At 60.4% G+C, this 15067-nt stretch carries 17 protein-coding genes; 12 read left to right on the top strand and 5 right to left on the bottom strand.

Going from position 1 to position 15067, the window contains the following annotated elements:
- Positions 1–101: 101 nt before the first annotated feature.
- From G3256_RS04180 to G3256_RS04170, 3 genes are all read right to left on the bottom strand, one after another.
- Entirely contained in the window at positions 102–692 is a 591-nt protein-coding gene (locus G3256_RS04180; RefSeq protein ID WP_425501517.1) for a ferric reductase-like transmembrane domain-containing protein, read from the bottom strand.
- Positions 693–712: 20 nt separating this feature from the next.
- Entirely contained in the window at positions 713–1201 is a 489-nt protein-coding gene (locus G3256_RS04175; protein WP_169639630.1) for a peptidase associated/transthyretin-like domain-containing protein, read from the bottom strand.
- A 292-nt stretch (positions 1202–1493) separates the two neighbouring features.
- Complete coding sequence (locus G3256_RS04170; RefSeq protein WP_169639629.1) at positions 1494–2027, bottom strand: Crp/Fnr family transcriptional regulator; 534 nt, start codon at positions 2025–2027, stop codon at positions 1494–1496.
- 68 nt (positions 2028–2095) lie between these two features.
- On the opposite strand from G3256_RS04170, the gene G3256_RS04165 reads away from it, so the two are divergent.
- The 4 genes from G3256_RS04165 (at position 2096) to G3256_RS04150 (ending at position 4888) form a co-directional block, all read left to right on the top strand.
- Entirely contained in the window at positions 2096–2695 is a 600-nt protein-coding gene (locus tag G3256_RS04165; RefSeq protein ID WP_169639628.1) for a hypothetical protein, read from the top strand.
- A gap of 474 nt (positions 2696–3169) precedes the next feature.
- On the top strand, positions 3170–3661 hold the full coding sequence (locus G3256_RS04160; RefSeq protein ID WP_169639627.1) for a c-type cytochrome: 492 nt from the start codon (positions 3170–3172) through the stop codon (positions 3659–3661).
- On the top strand, positions 3658–4002 hold the full coding sequence (locus G3256_RS04155; protein ID WP_169639626.1) for a copper resistance CopC family protein: 345 nt from the start codon (positions 3658–3660) through the stop codon (positions 4000–4002). The genes G3256_RS04160 and G3256_RS04155 overlap by 4 nt, the downstream gene beginning before the upstream one ends.
- Positions 4003–4009: 7 nt before the next feature.
- Entirely contained in the window at positions 4010–4888 is an 879-nt protein-coding gene (locus tag G3256_RS04150; RefSeq protein ID WP_169639625.1) for a copper resistance D family protein, read from the top strand.
- 209 nt (positions 4889–5097) lie between these two features.
- On the opposite strand, the gene G3256_RS04145 is transcribed toward G3256_RS04150, so the two are convergent.
- Both G3256_RS04145 and G3256_RS04140 read right to left on the bottom strand, forming a co-directional pair.
- Positions 5098–6363 carry a nucleotide disphospho-sugar-binding domain-containing protein gene (locus G3256_RS04145; protein ID WP_169639624.1) on the bottom strand — a complete coding sequence of 422 codons (1266 nt, stop codon included), beginning with the start codon at positions 6361–6363 and terminating at the stop codon, positions 5098–5100.
- Complete coding sequence (locus G3256_RS04140) at positions 6360–7292, bottom strand: GntR family transcriptional regulator (protein WP_169639623.1); 933 nt, start codon at positions 7290–7292, stop codon at positions 6360–6362. Before G3256_RS04140 ends, G3256_RS04145 begins: the two co-directional genes overlap by 4 nt.
- Before the next feature lie 198 nt (positions 7293–7490).
- Here G3256_RS04140 and G3256_RS04135 point away from each other — a divergent pair, with 198 nt between their 5' ends.
- From G3256_RS04135 to G3256_RS04100, 8 genes are all read left to right on the top strand, one after another.
- Positions 7491–8534, top strand: a complete 1044-nt coding sequence (locus G3256_RS04135; RefSeq protein WP_169639622.1) for a polyamine ABC transporter substrate-binding protein — start codon at positions 7491–7493, stop codon at positions 8532–8534.
- 84 nt (positions 8535–8618) lie between these two features.
- The gene (locus G3256_RS04130) at positions 8619–9479 is read left to right on the top strand and encodes an ABC transporter permease (protein ID WP_206040792.1); all 861 of its coding nucleotides are present in this window, start codon (positions 8619–8621) and stop codon (positions 9477–9479) included.
- Positions 9472–10263 (top strand): ABC transporter permease, encoded by a 792-nt coding sequence (locus tag G3256_RS04125; RefSeq protein WP_169639621.1) that lies wholly within the window; start codon positions 9472–9474, stop codon positions 10261–10263. Before G3256_RS04130 ends, G3256_RS04125 begins: the two co-directional genes overlap by 8 nt.
- A complete protein-coding gene (locus G3256_RS04120; RefSeq protein ID WP_169639620.1) occupies positions 10260–11318 on the top strand; it encodes an ABC transporter ATP-binding protein in 1059 nt (352 codons plus the stop codon). Before G3256_RS04125 ends, G3256_RS04120 begins: the two co-directional genes overlap by 4 nt.
- Before the next feature lie 20 nt (positions 11319–11338).
- Positions 11339–12616, top strand: coding sequence for a glycosyltransferase (locus G3256_RS04115; RefSeq protein ID WP_169639619.1), 1278 nt, complete (start codon positions 11339–11341; stop codon positions 12614–12616).
- Positions 12613–12972, top strand: coding sequence for a cupin domain-containing protein (locus G3256_RS04110; RefSeq protein ID WP_206040791.1), 360 nt, complete (start codon positions 12613–12615; stop codon positions 12970–12972). The genes G3256_RS04115 and G3256_RS04110 overlap by 4 nt, the downstream gene beginning before the upstream one ends.
- A gap of 12 nt (positions 12973–12984) precedes the next feature.
- The gene (locus G3256_RS04105; RefSeq protein ID WP_169639618.1) at positions 12985–13329 is read left to right on the top strand and encodes a cupin domain-containing protein; all 345 of its coding nucleotides are present in this window, start codon (positions 12985–12987) and stop codon (positions 13327–13329) included.
- Positions 13330–13414: 85 nt separating this feature from the next.
- On the top strand, positions 13415–14920 hold the full coding sequence (locus G3256_RS04100) for an aldehyde dehydrogenase family protein (protein WP_169639617.1): 1506 nt from the start codon (positions 13415–13417) through the stop codon (positions 14918–14920).
- Positions 14921–15067: the final 147 nt, after the last annotated feature.

Genomic DNA, 15067 nt, shown 5'->3' with positions numbered 1-15067 from the left:
GCTCTCCGTCGCCGAAGCAACCGACACTCCGGCCACGCCGGTATCCACGTCCCTCCCGGGACCACAGGTTTCATCTGGCGCTTAGCATTTTGAAAAAAACTCTAACTTGCCCCTGCCCGGGTCCTCGCGACAAAGACACTTATGGTCGCGGCGATCACAAGAGCACACAAGGCCACCTTGGAAGCCGTTTCCATGGTGCCTTCGATCTGCAGCGCATGAATAACCGTTCCTGTGACAATCACCACAGCGATACCCGAATGCGCCAAACGCCAGAGCCGCGGACGCAGGCGCCGCCGGAAAACCGCCAGCACCGCCGCGGCAAATACAGCCCACATGGCGATCACGCCCCAGGCCGAGAACGGCGTTGGTGAGCGGAAGAGGAGCGCGTCCACGACATCGGGCGGACTGGTAACCCAGAGACCGACGACATGGATGACAACACCGGCGACGAGGGCCGCGCCTGTCATCCGGTGCAGGGTCCGGCTCTGTCGTATGTTCAGACCGGGCAACCTGCCCCGCGCCAGAAGCGGTTGCACCAGCAGAAGTGACATGGCGACAATCCCGGCGAACCCTGCGATGATATAAACCGGATCACGCCAGGCCAGCAACGGAGACGCCGCCGCCATCGCGAGAGGTAAGAGCACCGCGGGAAGCAGAACCGCCCAGACAGCAAGACTGCGGAGCGTCGACACTGGAGCACCTGCCATGCTGATCAGGCCGGCTGGAGGATAAATTCCACATTGAGGCTGGTATCACTCGCGCTGGCCATCACCGGACGCAGGAACACGGTTTTATAGGCGTCATCGTCATACGCAAGATGCCCGTGCGGCTGGCCAAAGGCAGGCACGATCTGTGGCATCTCAAGGCGGAACCTCCCGTTTTCATCGGTCAGCGTGGCGCCGTGGCTTTGCGGATCCCGTTCGTGGCCTTCGGTGGTATGGGCCCAGATCTGAATGCGCTGGCCGGCAAGCGGCGCACCGTCGCCGGCGCGCAAAACACTGCCCGTCATCCAGAAGCCGCCCCCGCCGATCCGGTCCACGACCGGCGCTCCGGGCCGGTAATTATTGGACCCGCCCCGCATCGAGGGTGTCGGGGCAAAACCCGCAGCGCGGGCGGGCAGTACCAGCCCCGAAGCGCCGGTCATCATCAGCGCCCCTGCGGAGGCAAGCAAAGTGCGGCGGGTTGCAATAACATCGGTCATGGAGCTGTCTCCTGTCGGATATGTGAATGCCCGGTCCCTGCGTCGGGCCATCGCTTATCATAAATATAGTGCGTCGCGCGGAGATTCCGAACGGGTAAGCGGCGACCCGCAATCACAGCTTTGTCATGGCGGGTACGCACCCTTTCGCGGACGCGCGATCAGGTGAAATGTGGTCCCTTCCCGCTTCGGATTGTCCCGTGCAGGCCCGGTCACCGTTTCGCCGACCCTGCTGCCTGTCCTGCACCGGCTGATATGCCGTCGCATCGGGCGCCCGCCCTGAGCGGTTACGCAGTCAGCCCGCGCCTGCTTTTCCGCGCCGGCGCGCCAGTTCGCGGTAAAGCGCCGGCTGCGACACTCCAATGTCGTCGGCCACCCTGACCCATTGCCCTTTTGCGGGCGCGCCATGCAACGCCAGCCATGCATCCAGCCTGTCTGACACGCGCCGCAGCCGGAGTATTTCGATGCGCGCGCGTTGCGACTGAACTTGCCGTGCATGTGTCCCGATCAGGCTGAGCGCCGCGTCCGGCATGCGCTTCAGATGGGTCAGAAAATCCGCACGCGTCAGCCTCGCGACCCTGGCGTCTGTTCGCGCGACGGCATCACAGTGATAGGCATCCGCGAAAAGCGACGCTTCGGCGAGGGCATTGCCCGCGGTCGCCACATGCAGTGTCAGCGCCGTTCCGTCAGCCATCCCCCGTTCAAGAGCAACCGATCCTGATTGCACCAGATACATGAAGTGCACCGGGTCGTCCCGCCGGAACAGAACTGCGCCGCAACCCAGAGCACGCTCCGGTGCGCCGATAAAAATTTCTCGCCAGTCCGACATGACAGATATCATATGCGATACCGCAGGTGCCCGGTAGACTGCGGTAAGTGATATCGGAGGAATTTGTTGTGCGACGAGGGATCGTGTTCATTGCAATGGCGCTGACGGCCGGGGCGTCAATCGCCGCAGCTCAGATGATCCGCTCCGGGCACGGGGGCGCCGGGGCGGGCGATTATGCACACAGCACAACAGCACCGGATGACATTTCTGGCGATGCGATACTGAAAGAACCCGGCCAGGGCGCTTTCGCGGCCCTCGCAGAAGTGGTGCGCGTGTTGGAAGCCGATCCGGCAACCGACTGGACCGTGGTCGACTTTGCCGCATTGCGGGATCATCTGGTGGATATGGACCGGCTGGTAACCCGCGCAGTAGTCACCGAAACGGATGTTGCCGGCGGGATCAGCGCATTTGCGACCGGCGATGCTGATACACTGGCGTCTGTGCTGCGTATGGTGCCGGCGCATGCCGCGCAGCTTTCGACCGATCCACGATGGACCGTTAAGGTCACTGCCGCTGCGGAGGGTGTGGCGCTGCGCGTCACCTCAGGTGACCCGGCTACAACCGCCCGGATCAGAGGACTCGGGTTTTTCGGCCTGATGGCCAGCCAGGATCATCACCGCGCCCATCACCTGGCCATGGCCTCGGGAAAAGACGTACACCGGCACTGATCCGCTGCCACGGCATGCGCCACCTTTCCGGCTTGCCTTGCTGCCTGCAGAGTTCGTAAACATACACGATGATGCTCCTGCGCCTTCTTCTGACCCTGACATTTGTAGTCTTTGCCGCGTTTTCCGGCACGACCGACGCGGTGCATCCCCATGCCGGCACAGATCACACCCATCTGGCAGAGATGGCTGACGACGTGCCGCCCTGCTGTGAAGCCGCCGCTGACAGCACACACAGCTGTCACATCCTGCCGGCGCTTCTGCCGCCCGGGAGGGCGGGCGCCGGCCTCTCGCCTGCAAGAACCAACTTGGCGGTCTGCCGCGATATGCGCCTCAGTGGCATTAACCTTTCAGATCCTCCGCAGCCGCCCCGCACCGTGTGATGAATGCCGCGCCCTGCCATGGGCGTGGTTCAGTTCACCACACAGGTCGCAGCAGGCCAGATACCCTGCGCATTTTATCTGAGAGGACAATCCGATGAAAACATCCAAGGCAATTCTTGCATTGTTAACCGCCGCGGCGCTCGCCGCCGCATTTCTCACAACGAGGTGGACGGGGATAGCCGGCGCCACTGACCCTGAAAACCTGTCGCAGGCTGTGGTGCTGCGAGACCGGGATGCCGGTGTCGTGGCCCTCGGCGCGAAGGTTTACGCATCTGAGTGCGCCGCGTGTCACGGCGATGGCCTGCAGGGTCAGCCCGACTGGCGCGTGCCCGGAGACGACGGGTTGCGTCCGGCCCCGCCGCATGATGCAACGGGTCACACTTGGCATCATGACGGTGACGCTCTTTTCCGGCTGACAAAATACGGGCTGGCAGAAGTCATCGGTGACCCGGACTTTGCAACCGGTATGCCCGCCTATGAGGGCGTGCTGAGCGATGCAGAGATCATCGCCGTTCTGAGTTACATTAAGTCCACATGGCCTGCGGAAATAAGGGCGCAGCACGACAAACTGGAGAAACGACAATGAGACAGATCACCCTCGCTGCGATCGTGTCAGGTCTTACGGTGACCGGGGTGCTCGCGCATTCGAAAGCGGAAAAAACCACTCCGGCAGATGCGGCAAGTGTCGATGCGGTGGATGTAATCGCCATAGAATTTGACGATCTGATGCGCGTCACCGCCGTGTCCATGACCGGCCCTGAGGGGTTGGTCGGTGTTGAACGCGAAACGGGCATGGAACCTGTGAGTGAATTCCGCGCCCGCCCGCCCGATGATCTGCCTGCCGGCACCTACACCGTCGACTGGCGCGGGCTTTCAGCTGACGGCCATCCGATGCAGGGCACGTTCAGCTTTACGCTGGCGGACTGATCCCGCCGTGGAAGGTCTCTCCCCGGTCGACGCATGGGCAATAACCGCAATCGTCGCGAAAGCTGCAGGGTATGGCGCTGCTCTGCTGGCCATGGGCGGACCGCTTTTTATGGCGGTGTTCCCTGAGGCGCCGGCTGATGGCCGGCGCCATGCGCGCAATATCGCGCTGGCTGCTTCTCTCACCGGTCTGATGGTTCTGGCCCTGCGCTTCGGGATTCGTGCTGCCCGGATATCCGGGGCGGGCCTGCCGGGAGCGGTCGATCCGGTGATGCTTGGGATCGTCTGGGAAAGCCCCCTCGGAACGGCGGCCCTCTGGCGCGCTACAGGAGAGGTTCTGATCCTGGCACTGCTGCTGAAAACTTCAGCCGCGAAATATCTCGCCCTCGCAGGGGCGCTTCTGGTCGCTGTGTCTTATACCTTTGTCGGCCATTCTCTGGGCGAACCGCGATGGGGTCTCGCGTTCTTACTCACATGCCATCTCATTGCTGCCGCCTTCTGGGTCGGGTCTCTCGCGCCTTTGCGTACCGCAACACATCACCAGGGCGCTGCAGAGCTTCTGCACCGTTTCGGCAGGATCGCTATGGTTACTGTGGCCGTGCTTGGTATTGCGGGTCTCGCTTTTGCAGGACTGATGACCGGTTCGTTCAGCGCACTGGTCACCACGGCCTACGGCCGGACCCTGCTGGTCAAGCTGATGGTTGTTTCAGGGCTGATGCTGCTGGCGGCGCGGAATAAGTGGCGGCTGGTGCCGGATTTTGCGACCGGCACACCCGATGCCTCCCGCAGGTTGCGCCGTTCCATCGGAGTGGAAGCGATGGCCGTCTGTCTGATCCTGCTGACGACCGCCACGCTGACCTCGGTGACCACACCCCCGGTAAACCTCTGAAGCCGGACGGGTGTGAACCGCTGCCTTCAGGTAAATTTTCCAGCGGTTCTGCACTCAGCTCCGGCATTCAAAAACATCCTTGCGACGACCGGTTCTTCAGTGCCCCTTTTTACTGAACCCTGGGACAGCGGCCCGGTCCCGCACTACAACATACAGGAACAGTTCCACAGGATGATCCCGGGCAGAACAAACAGGGCGGCAGACTGCGATCAGAGAACATTCATAATCGACCGCGCCGCCTGCTGTGTACCCGGCCTTTCCTGCATCGTACCCGAGATCTGCCGCAGACGGGTCAGCATCACGTCATCGGCCAGCAAGCATGTCATCCTGTCGGCCAGCGCCTTCGGGCTCCATTTATCGCGATGCATATGCGCCCCGGTACCGGTCTGCTCTGCCCTTGTCGCATTGTCATGGCCGTCCCAGCAGTAGGGCATAATCAGGGAAGGAACGCCGAAGAACATCGCCTCGCAGAAACTGTTGTTGCCGCCATGATGAATAAAAAGATCCGCCTGTGACACAATTGAGGGCTGCGGAAACCAGCTGCCAAGGAAAACATTGTCCGGCACCTTGCTGTAGCTCTCAAGAAACGCCCCCACATTGACGAAAAACCGCGCAGGATACTCTGCGAATGTTCTGAGCATGCGAGAAATCAGACCTGTATCAATCGCACCAAGACTGCCGAAGCTCAGATAGATCATCGGGCCCTCATTGACCGGGAGGGGTGGCGGGTCAAACTGCGCTTCTTTGCGGACACATCCTTCCAGAAAAACAAACCGCTCCGCCGGCAACGGGCTGCGGCGCGAATGCCTGATGGCCGACGGCGCCAGCAGAAGATTAAGTCGGGGCGATGCTTCGAGGAACTGGCCCTGCGGCAGAGCAGCGAGACCACAGTCGCGCCGGAAAGCGTTGTACCGCCGGTGCGCCGCCTGCGTCGCCGCCAGATAGGCCGCCTCAAACTGCGGGCGTGCCGGATCATCCGCGGTCATGCCGGAAAGATAGGGCGGGACATTCTCATCCGGTATCTCGGTTTCCGTGCAGGACACGACACGCACCCAGGGCACGCCGGCATTGGCAACGGCGGGAAACATAATGACATTGTCGAGCACGATGCCTGAGGGCTTTATGCGTTTCAGCAACCGTCCAAGACCCTCTTCAACCTGCATCGCAGTATCGACAATCGCCTCCCATGTAGGGGCAACATAGGTGGAAAGCTGTGCCATCGGATCCTGATTGAAATGTGCCACATGGGCAGTGACAAAATCCTGCCAGGTCTCGTCAGTCTGCGGGCCCGGTGCTGCGGTCGCGGGCAGCTGGTATTCTCTGAACCCGTATTCTGCAAAGACACCGTTAAACCCGGGGTGGCAGAGAAAAACCGGTTCTGCCCCCTCGAGCAGAAGCTGCTGTGCAATACCCACACAGTTCAACGCGGAGCCAAAACTCGCTTCGGGAAAAAGCGCGATGACAGGTTTGTTCACAGAGCAGCTCCCCGACCGGGAGGCACAAAGCCACGGCTGATCGCCTGAGGCTTCCGGATCTGACTGCGGCGCAGGTGCAGGACCATCTGATCGGCTGCAAGCTGCAGCTGCATCCTTTCCAGGCTGTCCAGAATTCCCAGATGCTCCTGCAGCGACTGGCGCAACCGGAAATCAGCGATAGAAAGATCCTTTTGCGTGGACAGGCGCAGCCGCTGATGGGCCAGCAGCACGCCCCGCGCAAACCGGTTGCCCGAGCACTCCGCTATAAAGCTGTGAAAGGCGCAGTCCAGATGCAGAAACGTGGCTGAGCTGAGTTTACCGTCCGGGCGCTGAAGAAACTCTTCGGTCTGCTGACGCATGACACCGATTTTCTGGCTGTCCACCTGAAAGCCAGCGGCCAGAATAGCCTGTGGCTCCAGTACCAGCCGGAAGGCAAGGCTCTCGTCAACCGCATTCGGGGTATCCAGCATAGGTTGAAAAGCCCAGGCCCGGCCTGGCAGTTGCGTGACGATTCCATCTGACGACAGTATTTTTAGCGCATTTAATACCGATGAGCGTGAGCTGTCATATCGCCGCGAGAGCGCACTGACCGAGTGTACATCCGCGATCCGGCGCTCGGCGCGGTCCGACAGAATGCGTTCCGCAAGGGAGCCTTCCATATCATCGGGCGCCGCTGCACTGTCGGCAGCAACTTTCTCGGGCGGTTGGTTGAGGATATACCCGCCCTCCTCACGGCGCCGCACTATGTTCTTATCTTCCAGTATCTTAAACGCTGACCGGACGGGAGTGCGCGATACGCCACAGGCCTCTGACAGCATCGCTTCCGGAAGATGATCCCCCTCAGCAAACCCGCGTTCCAGCACAATCTCCGTGATCTGGCGGGCCAGTTTGAAGTGGTTCTGTCGCGTGTTACTACGCGATACCGGCATCACTTAACCCTGCCTAACAAAGTTCCGGTGGCCTGTCCCGGGGATCATTCCGCAAAGGCGAAAAAAGACCGCAAATACAAATTGACGTATAATTTGTATCATTAATACTGACCCTAGAGCGGTCACATAGAATCGCAAGTCAATTCTCAGGGCCTGCATCCCTGACAGTCCAACAGACCTTCCAAGGAGATCACCGCCATGAAACGCCACCACCTGCACTGCAGTATCTGGATGACAGCAACCCTGACCACCTTTGGCCTGCCCGCCCTCGCAGAGCCGCTGACAGTGTCAAACTGGGACGGCTATATGGCCGCCGATGCCATCGACAGCTTCAACGCCGAAACCGGCCACACGGCCGAACTGGTGCTGCATGCCACAAACGAAGAAATCATGGGCAAGCTGATCGCGTCAAAGGGGGTGGGCTACGACGTTGTTTTTGTCTCCTCGCCCTTTGCCGAAGTGCTGCACAACCTCGGCCTTACAGAAGACCTGGACCACGACAAAATCCCCAACATCGCCAACCTTTACGCGCAGGCGACCGAACTGCCGCATGATCCGGGCAACGCATTCTCTGTTCCGTATGCCTGGGGCACGACCGGGCTTTGCTATCGTTCTGACCTTGTCGATGAGCCGACGTCCTGGAACGATCTGCTGAAACCCGCCGAAGACGTTTCCGGAAAAACCACAATGCTTGCCACAGACCGGTGGCTGCTGGCGGCAGGACAGCTTGCTCTGGGGTATTCCGTGAACGAGACCGACAGCGACAAAATGGCCGAAGTACGTGATCTGCTGATCGACGCGAAAGGCACCCTGCTGGCCTATGACGACACCACGTTTTACGCCAAACTGGTCTCCGGCGAAGCGGAACTGGTGCAGGCCTGGGACGGCTGGTGCAACTACGGCATCGGCGAAAACGCAGACATTAAATATACGATTCCGTCCGAAGGCTCCGATCTCTGGGTCGATACGATGGTGATCCTCAAAGCTTCAGAAAACAAAGACGCCGCCTATGACTTTGTGAACTATATCCTGGATGCCGAAAACCATCGCTGGGCGGCCGAGAACATCCTCTATAAAGTCCCCAACGAGGCCGCGATGTCGGGCGTTGATGCCTCGCTCATAGAGACTTTCCCCAACATGGGCATGTCGCCCGAGGACATGCTGAAATTTGAACAGCTGCGCGATGTCGGCGCGGCACAGCGCGATTATTCGCGCCTGGTGTCCGAGATCAAAGCAAACTGATCCTCCCGGGCTCCGCTGTGCAGATGCAGGCGGAGCCCACCCTCCCCTCAACCGCTGTCGGCGCGTGCCGGCGCAGGGTTTTCAATGTCCGCTGACCGACGCCCGCTGCTCCTGATGACGCCCGCCATGATCTGGCTCTTCGGGCTCATGGTGGTGCCCTGCGCGCTGATCCTCGTGCTCGCGTTTTTCCGGCGCGGGCTCTATGGCGGCATTGAATACACCTGGACGCTGGAAAACCTGGCGCTGGTCTTTGACCCGCTCTATTTCCGGATCTTCCTGAAATCCGCAGGCATTGCCGGGCTTTCTGCCGCCATCGCCTGCGTGCTCGGATATGCGGCGGCCTATGCCATCGCGGCCATGCCGCGCCGCCACCAGCCGATGCTGCTTTTTTTCGCGGTGCTGCCCTTCTGGTCGAACTATCTGGTGCGCACCTATGCCTGGATCGTTCTGCTGAACCGCGAGGGGCTTATCGTGAACCTCGCCCGCTGGGTCGGATATGAAGGCGAACTGCCCCAGATGCTCTACTCCGAGCAGGCTGTCGTGATCGGGCTGGTCTATAACTATCTGCCGTTTGTGATCCTCAGCTGCTATGCGCCGCTGTCCCGGCTCAACCCTGAAGTCACGGAGGCCTCACGTGATCTGGGGGCCTCTGCATGGACCACCTTTCGCCGCGTGACCCTGCCGATGACGGTGCCTGGCATCGCAACCGGCTTCGTCTTCGTTTTTGTGCTGTCGATCGGCAACTTCGTGACACCCGCCCTGCTCGGTGGCGGCCAGTTCCAGATGATCGGCAATCTGGTTTATGCGCAGTTCCTGACCGCCAACGACTGGCCCTTTGGCGCTGCTCTGTCGATGGTGCTGATTGCTGTGATGCTGGGCCTTCTGATGGGCCAGGCTGTGATCGCCGACAGGGCCTCCGGCGGGAAAGGGGCGCGCGATGGCTGAGCGCCACATCTTTCGCCTCATGCTTCTGATCCTCGGCGTGGTCTTCGCCTTCCTCTACATTCCGATTTCGGTTCTCGTAGGGTTGTCCTTCAACGAAGGCGGGCTGCCCACGGCCTGGACAGGGTTTTCCACCCGATGGTACGGTGCCCTGCTCGCCAATGATGATATCCTGAAGGCTGCCGGCAATACCCTTGTCGTGGCGCTCTTTTCAACTGCGCTGTCCACAGTTCTGGGAACTCTGCTTGCGATTGGCGTCGAGATACGGCGTCGCAACGGCAAATGGCTGGAAACCGTTATCTTCGCGCCGATGATCATCCCCGACATCGTGCTCGCCATTGCGCTTTTGTCGTTCTTCTCGCTGCTTGGCGTGAAAATGGGGCTGCATACGATCATCGTCAGCCATGTGGTGTTCAATCTCGCATTCGTCTGCGCGGTGGTCCGTGCGCGGCTGAAAAACTTTGACTGGTCGATCGTTGAAGCGTCCGGCGACCTCGGCGCCTCAACCTTTACCACACTGAGGCGCGTGGTCGTTCCGGTTCTGATGCCGGCGATCATCGCCGGCGCGCTGCTGGCTTTCACCCTCTCGGTCGATGAATTCATCATCGCCTTTTTCACCGCCGGGGCGGGCCGTTCATCAATCACCCTGCCGATGCAGATTTTCGCGATGATCCGCTTTGGTGTGACGCCCGAAATCAATGCTCTTGCAACGCTGGTGATGGCCGTTTCGGTGGTGGCACTTGCCCTGTCACAGCGGCTGAACAAAGGGGAGCTGCCCGGCCAGTGACACACCCCTTTCTCAGCATCCGTAACGTCTCGAAGGCCTTTGGCAGCGTGCGTGCGGTAGCGGATCTGTCGCTCGACATCGCTGAAAACGAGTTCTTTGCGCTGCTCGGCGCTTCCGGCAGTGGCAAGACAACGCTGCTGCGGATGCTTGCCGGCTTTGAGGACCTGACAGACGGCGACATACTGCTTGAAGGCACATCAATCGCGGGGCTCACCCCCAACCGGCGCCCGCTCAATCTTATGTTTCAGTCCTACGCGCTTTTTCCGCATATGACGGTCACGCAGAACATCGCCTACGGGCTCGAGATGGACCGCCTGCCAAAGGCCGAAACGGCCTCGCGGGTCAGCGAAATCCTCGACGTGATTCAGCTGGGACATCTGGCGAAACGCAAACCTGATCAGCTCTCCGGCGGTCAAAGACAGCGCGTGGCACTGGCCCGCGCACTGGTCAAACGGCCAAAGGTGCTTTTGCTGGACGAACCGCTCGGCGCGCTCGACAAAAAACTGCGCAGCGAGATGCAGCTCGAACTCAAACGGCTTCAGCATGAATTCGGCATCACTTTTGTCGTGGTCACCCATGATCAGGAAGAAGCGCTGGTGATGGCCGACCGCATTGCGATTATGAAGGACGGCGCGCTGCTGCAGGTCGGAACACCGCACGAAATCTATGAAAGCCCCGGCACCCGCTTTGCTGCTGATTTTATCGGGGTAATGAACTTCCTGCCGGTCAGCCGCAGGGCCAACGGATTTGCCACGCGCGATGGCACTCCGGTGAAAACCGATGGCCGCGCCGCGCCCACCGGCACGCAGGTTGTTGCGGCCATCCGGCCCGAACGGCTGCGGGTGGGCGGGACGGGCGACAACAGCCTGACCGGAGAAATAACGGCCCTGGCCTATCACGGGCTCGATCTGCTGGTGCATATCAGCACCGCACTCGCCGACGCACCGGTCATTGCCCGCATGACCGCAGATGAAGCAGACGGCAACGCCCCCGTGGTGGGCCGGCAGATCACCGTCAGCTGGTCTGCAAAAGACACACATATTTTTCCCGAATGAACCCTGTCAAAGGAGACACCATGGAACAGAAAACTTTTGCCCTTTTCCCCGAAGCTGCTTTCGGCCCGGCGCTCAATTCAGTAGGCATCGCCCAGGCGCTGAGCAAAATGGGACATAAGGTCGTCTTTCTCTCTGATCCCGGCTTTACGGAGATCTACGAAGGTTACGGTTTTGAAGCCCATCCGGTGGCACTGTCCGAGCCGATGCCGCCTGAGCAGATGGCAAAGTTCTGGGAGGATTTCATCAACGGCCATATCCCCAATTTCCGCAAAGCACCGATTGATCAGATCGACAACTATGTAAAGGAATGCTGGGAAGCGATCGTGGACAGCGCCAAATGGGCGCAGAAAGATCTGCCGGCCGTACTGGACAAAATCAAACCGGATCTGATCGCCGTGGATAACGTGATCCTTTTTCCGGCAATCAAACAGTATGGCGTGCCGTGGGTGCGGATCATCTCATGCTCCGAAAACGAAATCGAAGATCCCGCCATTCCGCCGCATCTGTCGGGCATGGCCGAGAACGACACCGAAGGCCACGCCGCCTTCCGGGCGAAGTTCGAAGAGGTCATCGCGCCGATCCACGCGGATTTTAACGCCTTTCTCGCCGGGTGTGGGGAAGATGCATATAAGATCGGGGAATTCTTCGAGCCCTCGCCCTATATGAACCTGATGCTCTACCCGCAGCCGCTGACATATACGCGGGAAAATCCGCTCGATCCTGAGCGTTTCCAGTATCTTGAAGGCTGCGTGCGTGAGGATGCCGCCTGGGAGGTGCCTGAGTTTGCCGCCAACAACGACGGGCCGCTGCTTTACGTTTCTTTCGGCTCTCTCGGTGCCGGTGACACCGATCTTCTCAAGCGACTGATCACGCTGATCGGCAAGACGCGCTACCGTGCGCTGGTCAATGTCGGGGATTACAAAGAGGAATACTCCGACATCCCGCCCAATGTGATCATCGAAGGCTGGTATCCGCAGCCTTCGGTCATTCCCGAGGTCGGTGTTGTCATCCACCACGGGGGCAATAACTCGTTCACGGAATGCCTCTATTTCGGGAAACCAGCGATCATCATGCCCTATGTCTGGGACGGGCATGACAACGCGATGCGCGTGCAGGAAACCGGGTATGGTTTCCGCTCGGACCGCTATGACTGGACCGACGACGAACTGATCGAAAAGATCGAAGCCTGCCTGAATGACAGCGAAATGGCGGGTAAACTCGCAGATCTTTCCAGACACATGCAGGCCTGCGAAGGACCGCTGAAAGCTGCAAAACTTTTGTCGGCGCTGGCGGAATGACAGAGCTGAGCGCCACAGCGCCGCATATCCATGATGCCACCAGCTATGATGATCTGGCGGACTGGGGCCCGCAGCCCGACGCGCTGTCAGGGGCCTCTCATTCCAACGGGCGGCTTCTGTTCAAGGGGCCTGGCAACAGCCCCGAATGCGGCATCTGGGTCTGCACGCCCGGCCGGTGGCGCATTGCCGTGCCACGTGATGAGTTCTGTTACTTTATGCAGGGCCGCGCGCAGTACCGGCATGACAACGGCGAAGTCGTCGATGTGTCCGCCGGCACCGCTGTGGTTTTTCGCGCCGGCTGGACCGGCGAAGCCGAAATCTTTGAGACAACCCGCAACAGCTATATGCTCACCTGAGGCACGCATCCGATGAAAACACCTGTTCTGCGCGACCCCTGCTCCGTCACCGAAACGGTCGACTGGGGCGTCATTCCCACGATGATCGAAGGTACCTCCCGCGTCAGCGGGGTCGTGATGCACAAAGGCCCTGAGGGCCGGTCCGAGTGTGGCATGTGGATCTGCACGCCCGGCAAATGGGGCTGTCACGTGACTTCGGATGAGTTCTGCCACTTTCTTGAAGGGCGCTGCACCTATGTGAACGAGAGCGGCGAAGTGATCGAAATACGACCCGACACGGCGGCCTTCTTTCCCAAAGACTGGAAGGGCGTCTGCACCGTGCATGAGACAATCCGCAAGGTCTACATGATCCGATAAGGCGGGCGGCCCGTTAACCCGCCGCCCGCGCAGTTTTGGGCGAACCTGGCGCGGGACCGGCCCTGCAGAGCACAAGGACGAACCGATGACAGACATCCTGAACGGCCGCTATTTCATCTCGCCTGAATTTCCGGCCAGCGCCGGTGAGGCCTGCGCGGTAACCGATCCCGCCACTCTGGATCAGGTCGGGCACCGCGCCGAGGTCACTCCCGATGAGATCGATGCGGCCCTCATTGCCGTTTCGGCCGCTCAGAAAGGGTGGGCCGCCCTCGATGCAAAAACGCGCGCAAAGCGTCTTCATGATCTCGCCGGACACATTGAGGCCGCCGATCTGAGCCACTGCGCCATTGTGATGAGCCGCGAGATGGGCAAACCCTACCCCGAGGCCATCGGCGAGCTTGCAAACTGCGCGCCAGTGTTCCGGTATTTTGCCGAAATGGCCCGGGATGACGCCGGCAAAATCGCGGGCACAACCCAGGCGGGTTCATTGCAGTTTGCGAAATACGAGCCCCTGGGCACATCAGTGCATATCATGCCCTTTAACTTTCCGGTCCTTCTGATGTGCTGGACGGTCGCGGCATCACTTGCGGCGGGCAACGGCTGTGTCATCAAACCCGCCGAGGCGACGACACTCTGCACACTCGAATTCATGAAGGTGTTCTCCGTACTGCCGAACGGTCTGATTGCCTGTCTGCCCGGCGGGGCCGCTGTGGGCGAAGCACTGGTTTCCAGCAAACACACCCATGCAGTGGCATTCACCGGATCGGTCTCTGCCGCGCGCAGGGTGGCAATGGCCGCAGCGGCACATCTCAAGCCGGCTGTGATCGAGGCCGGCGGCTCGGATCCGATGATCATCAGCGCACATGCCCCGCTTGATATTGCCGCCGCCGGGGCCGTTACCGGCGCCTTTCATATGACGGGCCAGGTCTGCACCTCAACCGAAAGACTTTATGTGGTGGAAAGCGTGCATGACGCTTTTGTCGATGCCTTCAGTTCAGAAACCCTTCGCCTGCGCATCGGCAACGGACTGGATAAATCCGAAATAGGCCCGATGGTCAGTGAGGCCGCACGCGACAAGGTCGAACGCCTCGTCGCAGATGCTGTCGCCAAAGGGGCCACAATCGTTTGTGGCGGCAGGAGACCGCCTGACCAGCCAGCGGGCTGGTTTTATGAACCGACCATCCTGACCGGTTGCACCGGTGACATGGATATTCTGCACGAGGAGTGTTTCGGACCAGTTGCAGCAATCATGCGCGTACCGGATTTCGACGCTGCCATCACGGCGGCGAATGCCTCCGAATTCGGCCTCGGCGCCTGCGTGTTTACCACCTCACTTGAAGAGGCTCATGATGCCCATGACCGGCTTGAGGCGGGCATGGTCTGGATCAACAATCCGATGATCGACAACGACGCTCTGCCCTTTGGCGGCTGGAAAGCCTCCGGGATCGGACGGGAGCTCAGCCGGATGGGGCTGGACACTTTCCGCCGGTCAAAAATGGTGATCCTCGATCACAAACCGATACGGCATGAATGGTGGTACCCCTACCCCGATGACTGGTTTCTCGATGCCGGCGGCCGCAGGATGTCCTGACCAGACACCCGTCGAAACGGTACGCGTCGCGCGGCACATGTCATCCGCGCGAAAATGCCGCCACCACCACCGCCCGGGCCCCGCAGTCTGCCGGGATGCTTAACACCCGCGCGCGCGGAAAATGCCGGAAGATCACAACCGGCAGAT

Source organism: Roseobacter ponti, from assembly GCF_012932215.1.
Lineage (GTDB): Bacteria > Pseudomonadota > Alphaproteobacteria > Rhodobacterales > Rhodobacteraceae > Roseobacter > Roseobacter ponti.
Note: the sequence above shows the minus strand (reverse complement) of the source record. Positions and strands in the feature narration are given on the sequence as shown.

What these genes read in the sequence shown, in the direction of transcription:
- G3256_RS04155 (WP_169639626.1), top strand. Translation starts at nt 3,658, where the DNA reads ATGAGACAGATCACCCTCGCTGCGATCGTGTCAGGTCTTACGGTGACC.
- G3256_RS04175 (WP_169639630.1), bottom strand. Translation starts at nt 1,201, where the DNA reads ATGACCGATGTTATTGCAACCCGCCGCACTTTGCTTGCCTCCGCAGGG.
- G3256_RS04105 (WP_169639618.1), top strand. Translation starts at nt 12,985, where the DNA reads ATGAAAACACCTGTTCTGCGCGACCCCTGCTCCGTCACCGAAACGGTC.
- G3256_RS04135 (WP_169639622.1), top strand. Translation starts at nt 7,491, where the DNA reads ATGAAACGCCACCACCTGCACTGCAGTATCTGGATGACAGCAACCCTG.
- G3256_RS04140 (WP_169639623.1), bottom strand. Translation starts at nt 7,292, where the DNA reads ATGCCGGTATCGCGTAGTAACACGCGACAGAACCACTTCAAACTGGCC.
- G3256_RS04110 (WP_206040791.1), top strand. Translation starts at nt 12,613, where the DNA reads ATGACAGAGCTGAGCGCCACAGCGCCGCATATCCATGATGCCACCAGC.
- G3256_RS04100 (WP_169639617.1), top strand. Translation starts at nt 13,415, where the DNA reads ATGACAGACATCCTGAACGGCCGCTATTTCATCTCGCCTGAATTTCCG.
- G3256_RS04170 (WP_169639629.1), bottom strand. Translation starts at nt 2,027, where the DNA reads ATGTCGGACTGGCGAGAAATTTTTATCGGCGCACCGGAGCGTGCTCTG.
- G3256_RS04125 (WP_169639621.1), top strand. Translation starts at nt 9,472, where the DNA reads ATGGCTGAGCGCCACATCTTTCGCCTCATGCTTCTGATCCTCGGCGTG.
- G3256_RS04115 (WP_169639619.1), top strand. Translation starts at nt 11,339, where the DNA reads ATGGAACAGAAAACTTTTGCCCTTTTCCCCGAAGCTGCTTTCGGCCCG.
- G3256_RS04160 (WP_169639627.1), top strand. Translation starts at nt 3,170, where the DNA reads ATGAAAACATCCAAGGCAATTCTTGCATTGTTAACCGCCGCGGCGCTC.
- G3256_RS04130 (WP_206040792.1), top strand. Translation starts at nt 8,619, where the DNA reads ATGTCCGCTGACCGACGCCCGCTGCTCCTGATGACGCCCGCCATGATC.